Origin of the sequence: Paenibacillus rigui (assembly GCF_002234615.1) — a bacterium.
Classification (GTDB): domain Bacteria; phylum Bacillota; class Bacilli; order Paenibacillales; family NBRC-103111; genus Paenibacillus_S; species Paenibacillus_S rigui.
In genome coordinates this window covers 1-5,991 of record NZ_NMQW01000078.1, presented here as the reverse complement: position 1 = coordinate 5,991, position 5,991 = coordinate 1, and the positions used below count along the sequence as shown (strand labels likewise).

Here is a 5,991-nt window from a genome sequence, read left to right as displayed (position 1 = left end):
GCAGGCATCCTGCTTTTCGTAAGGTTGTATTTTGGTTATGAATGGCTCACTCACGGTTGGCAAAAGTTAACCGGCGGATTTACTGCCGAAGGCTTCTTAAATAATGCGGTCGCTAAACCGATCATCGACAAAGCAACCAATGAACTTGTTTATCCTACCTTCACTGCATTCATACAACACTTCGCTCTGCCGAATGTTAAAATAATTAACTTCATGATTCCGCTTGGCGAATTCTTAGTTGGTCTTGGTTTAATTCTTGGTGTTTTGACTACCGCGGCAGCCTTCTTCGGACTTCTCATGAACTTCATGTTCATGTTCGCGGGTACCGTAAACACGAACCCTTGGTTCATTCTTATCGGCGGGATCTTGTTCATGGCAGGCGCAAACACCGGCCGATTCGGTTTGGACTACTACCTGATGCCGTACCTGCGCAAACTCTTCACACATAAAAATGACGATGCTAACCGCACAGCAGGAACGGGTATGAATCACACGCCAGCACATACCTAACCACAACTAACAATCCCAAAAGGATCCGCTACATTGGATTCTTTTGGGATTGTTTCACATAAGCGAACAATGAATCTATCAGACATATGTATTAAATGCCTTAGTTTGTGAAGAAAAAAGACCCACATCTATCGAGCTGTTGGTCTTAATTTATGCTCACTAACGTTACGAAAGAAATAGTATGAGCCCTCTTTTTCATCCTTTAATATTTGCCAGGTTATTACATGCGAATAAGATACCGGCGGTTTAACTCCATCATTACTAGCCTTGGCCACAGGTGCCGTTTGCAAGGAAGGGTGATATGGGTCTAGGCTATCGCTGTAAATTTGTAATATTTTTACTCATTTGGTTATTTTAGATTGACGCATTATCTATAAAACCTTATTCTAAAAGCTAGAAATATAGTATGAACTGTGCAGATAATGACATCAATAGAGCTTACCACACATTGCGAGCAATGTAGTTAAATACAGACATACAACGAGAACAAATCTTGATAGTTCTTCCCAGATATTTTACTAACACGAAAAAGGAGGAATTTACATGATTTATTGGATGGTCCTATTGTTCAGTCTTAATGTGATATTCATTGCTATTCAGTTATCAAAAAAACGACTTACTAGCCATATCAAGAATAACATCGCATTTTTGAGTGTGATAAATATTGCCTCTAGTATACTAACCTGGTTAGATTTTCAAATATTAAGTATTATTCTTACAGGAATTATCTTTGTTATTAATTACACTTTAATTACCCTTATTCTGAACAAAAGTAGTGAGTTGAAGAATCTTAAATAACTCAACAACGTCTAACAAACAGAAATGGCCCCTATAATCCACTTTGTTTTTTGATCATTTATTAAGAAAAACAAATGGATCATAGGGCCTTTTATTTGCCTCTCAGCAAGCTTTGTTTGTAGACTAAATACACATAAGCGGGTATTTTGTTCAGATGTTTTGTTCCAGTCTTTCTATATCTTTTGGGTTACAGTCTGGGCATCTGGCTTTCACTTCGTTTCCTGGGAATTTCACACGACATTCATTGCATACCCATTTGTGCTTCAATTCATGTTCCTTTACAGATTTCTTTTAGCAAATCTATCACCCTTATTCCTCCCCTATGAACAACAGCTGCAGCTGCTCAGGATCGGATCGTGGCCATCCATTTGACGACAGACCATTTTTAAGTAATCATGAAAGGAAGGATACAAAGCATCATGAATGAACAGACAAAGGAGCACCCCATCATGAAACAAACGTTGATCGTAACGACCCCGGAACAGCTGCAGCAGTGCCTTGACATACGCATGGAGGTGTTCGTGCAGGAGCAGCAGGTCGACCCAAGCCTTGAAATCGACGCATTCGATGAAAGCCCGGATGCCTGCGTGCATATGCTGCTCCTGGAGGATGGCCAGCCCGTCGCAACCGGGAGAATGCGGCCGTATGAGAATGCAAGCTCAACCATGAAGCTGCAAAGAATCGCCGTTCGCCAAGCACAGCGCGGTACGGGCGCAGGCAAAGCCATTGTGCTGGGGCTAGAGGAGGAAGCCAAACGGCTGGGCTTTGCTTCCTCGCTGCTGGATGCGCAATGCCAGGCGGAGCCTTTTTATGAGAAGCTCGGGTATAAAAAGGTTTCTCCCGAAACGTTTCTGGATGCAGGCATCCCCCATGTCCGGATGAAGAAGCAGCTGTAAATTCGCTTGCAGCTTTGCGTCACCCTTTCACATGACCCTTCAGCCCTTGCGCTTCCTTAGTGGAGAACAAGGGCTGTTTGATTGTTGGCAGGCGTCGCTACACGCGATGTGCTTTGCGGTACTGCGACGGGCTGGTCTTCACCGTTTTGGAAAACATGCGGCTCAAATAAAAGCCGTTCTCATAGCCGCATTGCTCGGCAATCTGTTCCAGTGTCATCTCGGTTTCGAGCAGCAGTGCTTTTGCCTTCTGTATCCTTAATGATGTTAAGTAATCCATCGGCGTTACCCCGTAAGCCCCCTGAAATTTTCTCGTCAGCTGCACCGGACTCAGGCCCAGACGCTCGCCGAATTCCTTCAGTACAATCGGTCCGAACGCCTGCTGCCTCAGCCACCTCTCCGCCTCCTGCATCAAAGGATCCTGCCCTCTCCGCTCTTCCGCCTGCCGTGACACCTCCTGTTCCATCCAATACAGCTGCCACAAATCCTGCAAAAAATGATTCCATTGCACCGGACTCGGTTCCTCGGGCCGAAGCCGCGCTAGCTGCTCCATATAAAAATAGGTGGACGATAGCCGGTTATGATCCCTCCAGGTAAAGCGAACGGGAAGGCCGGGACTGGGGGAAATGGAAAGCGACGCAACATCGGCTGCCGCATACACACCATCTGAAGAGGACACTTCTGTATAAGAAACGTCAGCCGGAACCGCTGCATGACCGGGCAGGGCATCTCTCAACTCAGCTCGTGCCGGGACAGACGGAGGGAGCCCTCCCTCCACGGGTAACGCATGCCAGGCGATCGTATAAAAATGAAACGTCACCGGCTCCAATACCTCCCGCTGAAACGCCATCCCCGGCGGGCAAAGCACTGCATCCCCGAAGCCCGCTTCTCCCGAAGCCTCCCCGATCCGGTATCGGAACAAGCCGGCCTGCACGGCAAACAATACCCAGTCGGCGTATGTATCCTCTTTGAGCTGAAACGCTTGTTTCCGGTACCAGAACACATGACTGATCACTTGTGGTACCCAATTCCATGCAGGAATAACCATTTCGCAATCTCCTCTCCTTCTTCAGCAACCTGCCGCAACCTTGCGGAGCTAAACATCCATTTCGTGAAATTTTGTATATGCTTAATGTTAATTCCGTGCATGTTAAAAGTAAAGCAAGCTAAATATAATGAAATTATGGATAAGATAAATAATTAACGAGGTGAACGATACATGAGAAACGAAACGATTCAAACGGAGCTTACCGTGATCGGCGGCGGCTTGGCCGGCATGAATGCAGCCATTGCAGCGGCAAGGCTCGGAAGAACGGTCGCATTGGTGCACAACCGGCCTGTGCTTGGCGGCAATTCCAGCAGCGAGGTACGCGTCTGGGTATGCGGTGCAACCGCCCACGGCACAAATCGCTACGCCAGGGAAACCGGCATTATGGGGGAGCTGTTCGTCGAGAATCAATACCGGAATCCGGAGGGCAATCCATATTTCTGGGATCTGACCTTGCTGGAGGCTGTAAGAGCGGAGAGCAACATCCAGCTGTTCCTCAACACCGACGTGCATGAAGTGGAGGCGGTCGGCGAGGCGGAGGACCGTAAAATCATTTCGGTGACAGGATGGATGATGGGCTCGGAGCGCCGAATACGTTTTGAAAGCGCTATGTTTCTCGATTGTACGGGAGACGGCCTGGTCGGGTTTCTGGCCGGGGCGAAATACCGCATCGGGCGCGAAGCCCGGCATGAGTATCACGAGGATTGGGCGCCTGAGGTCGCCGATGACATTACGCTGGGCAGCACGATCCTGTTCTATACGAAGGACGCCGGCCATCCGGTGAAGTATGTGGCGCCGAGCTTCGCCAAGGACATTACGAAGACGACCATCCCGATGAAGCGCGTGATCCGCAGCGGCGATTCGGGCTGCCATTATTGGTGGATCGAGTGGGGCGGAGAGCTGGACACCGTGCATGAAAATGAGCGCATCCGCGACGAGCTGTGGTCGGTCATTTATGGAATTTGGGATTACATCAAAAATTCCGGTCAATTCGATGCGGACCACATGACGCTGGAATGGGTGGGCGCCCTGCCGGGCAAAAGGGAATTCCGCCGCTTCGTCGGCGATTACGTATTAAATCAGAATGATATTATCGCACAGCGGCCGTTCGAGGACCGGATCGCCTTCGGCGGCTGGTCGATCGACCTGCATCCGCCGCAAGGGATGTACTCGACGGAGAGCGGCTCGAAGCATCTGCATGCGGACGGGATCTACCATATCCCGTTCCGCTCGCTGTACTCGGCCAACGTCTCGAACCTGCTGTTCGCGGGGCGCAACATCAGCGCCTCGCACGTGGCCTTCGGCACGACGCGCGTCATGGCGACGTGCGCCGTGATCGGCGAGGCCGCTGGCACCGGCGCGGCCTTGGCGGTACAGCACGGCGTGACGCCGCGCGACGTGTACCGCCGGCACCTGGCGGAGCTGCAGCAAACGATGCTGCGCCAGGATGCCTCCATCATCGGGCTGCGCAGCACCGATGAGCTGGATCTGGCCCGCCGTGCGACCGTCACGGCGTCGGGCGAGCTGCGGCAGCTGGCGGTGGAACGCGCTGCCGAGCCTCTCCAGCTGGCCCAGGACGCGGGCCTGCTCGTGCCTGTAGCGCCGGAGCTGCAGGAGCTCGAGCTGCTGCTCGATGCGTCGGCGCCGGCCACGCTCGAGGTCGAGGTGTGGAGCACCGGCCGAGGGGAGAACTTCGTGCCGCACAAGCTCGAGGTGAGCGGCACGGCAGAAGTAGGCGCGGGCGAACGCCAGTGGGTCCGCGTGCCGTTGGGCTGGCGGCCGGAGACGCCGCAGCACGCCTTCGTCGTTGTGAAGGCGAACGACAGCCTCACGCTCCATTTGTCGCATGAGCCGCAGACCGGCGTGCTTTCTTTTATCAAAGGGCAGGCAGCGCTCGTCTCTAAGGATCTGGAGGATCACCAGCCGGACCAGCCGGTCGTCCAATGGAGCATGAAGAAGCTGGTACGCAAGCCCTTCTGCTTCCGCCTGCATCCCGAAACATCGGCCTTCACGGCGGACAAAACAACCGACGGCTATCTCCGGCCTTATGAGCAGCCTCACCTGTGGATTTCGAATGCCCTCGCACCGGGTCAGACCGCTTCGCTGGAGCTGCAATGGGAGCAGGCCGTAACCGTGCAGGAGGTGCAGCTGGTGTTCAATGACGATGTGAATGAGGACTTGATCAACCTCCATCATCACCATACCGCCTTCCCTATCATTCCTGAGCTCGTACGGGATTATCGTCTGGAGGCCATGATAGAGGAAGGCCAATGGAAGGTCGTACATGAGGAAAAAGCCAACCGTAAGCGCAAGCGTGTGCACCGGTTGGACGTCCCGGTTACAACCGACCGGCTCCGTCTGGTCGTGGAAGCTACCAACGGCAGCCCTTGCGCCGAAGTCATTGAAATTCGCGTTTACGCTTAGAATGCGATGGCGCGATGCACCAAGGGCAGATTCCTGTTTGTATGTTAGATGAAGGCAAGCCGATATGTGCCATTTGATGAAAAAAGACAGTCCCGGACGGTATCTGCCGTCTTGGACTGCCTTTTCTTTTGAAGAAGCTTTTTATTATCGATTCGGTTTCCCTGTTCGACTAGGACTTCTATCGGCTAACCGGACGACTTATTCCTCTTTCGCCCTTTCCTTGTCCTTCAGTACAAACAGTTCCCTAACAAAGGCTCCTGCACAAGCTGATAAAGCGACTATTACAACTAAATTTATAATCGAATCAATTTCATAATG

Annotated in this window: 4 protein-coding genes; 3 read left to right on the top strand and 1 reads right to left on the bottom strand. The window is 51.5% G+C overall.

The window, feature by feature from the left end:
* Both CF651_RS31310 and CF651_RS31300 read left to right on the top strand, forming a co-directional pair.
* A partial coding sequence (locus CF651_RS31310) for a DoxX family protein (protein ID WP_094018792.1) occupies positions 1-510 on the top strand: 510 nt, incomplete at its 5' end.
* Between the two features lie 1,247 nt (positions 511-1,757).
* A complete protein-coding gene (locus CF651_RS31300) occupies positions 1,758-2,204 on the top strand; it encodes a GNAT family N-acetyltransferase (RefSeq protein WP_094018790.1) in 447 nt (148 codons plus the stop codon).
* 97 nt (positions 2,205-2,301) lie between these two features.
* Here CF651_RS31300 and CF651_RS31295 read toward each other — a convergent pair whose 3' ends face one another.
* Complete coding sequence (locus CF651_RS31295) at positions 2,302-3,249, bottom strand: AraC family transcriptional regulator (protein ID WP_094018789.1); 948 nt, start codon at positions 3,247-3,249, stop codon at positions 2,302-2,304.
* Between the two features lie 171 nt (positions 3,250-3,420).
* Between CF651_RS31295 and CF651_RS31290 the strand changes: the two genes are divergently transcribed.
* Positions 3,421-5,673, top strand: coding sequence for an FAD-dependent oxidoreductase (locus CF651_RS31290; RefSeq protein ID WP_094018788.1), 2,253 nt, complete (start codon positions 3,421-3,423; stop codon positions 5,671-5,673).
* Positions 5,674-5,991: the final 318 nt, after the last annotated feature.

What these genes read in the sequence shown, in the direction of transcription:
- CF651_RS31300 (WP_094018790.1), top strand. Translation starts at nt 1,758, where the DNA reads ATGAAACAAACGTTGATCGTAACGACCCCGGAACAGCTGCAGCAGTGC.
- CF651_RS31295 (WP_094018789.1), bottom strand. Translation starts at nt 3,249, where the DNA reads ATGGTTATTCCTGCATGGAATTGGGTACCACAAGTGATCAGTCATGTG.
- CF651_RS31290 (WP_094018788.1), top strand. Translation starts at nt 3,421, where the DNA reads ATGAGAAACGAAACGATTCAAACGGAGCTTACCGTGATCGGCGGCGGC.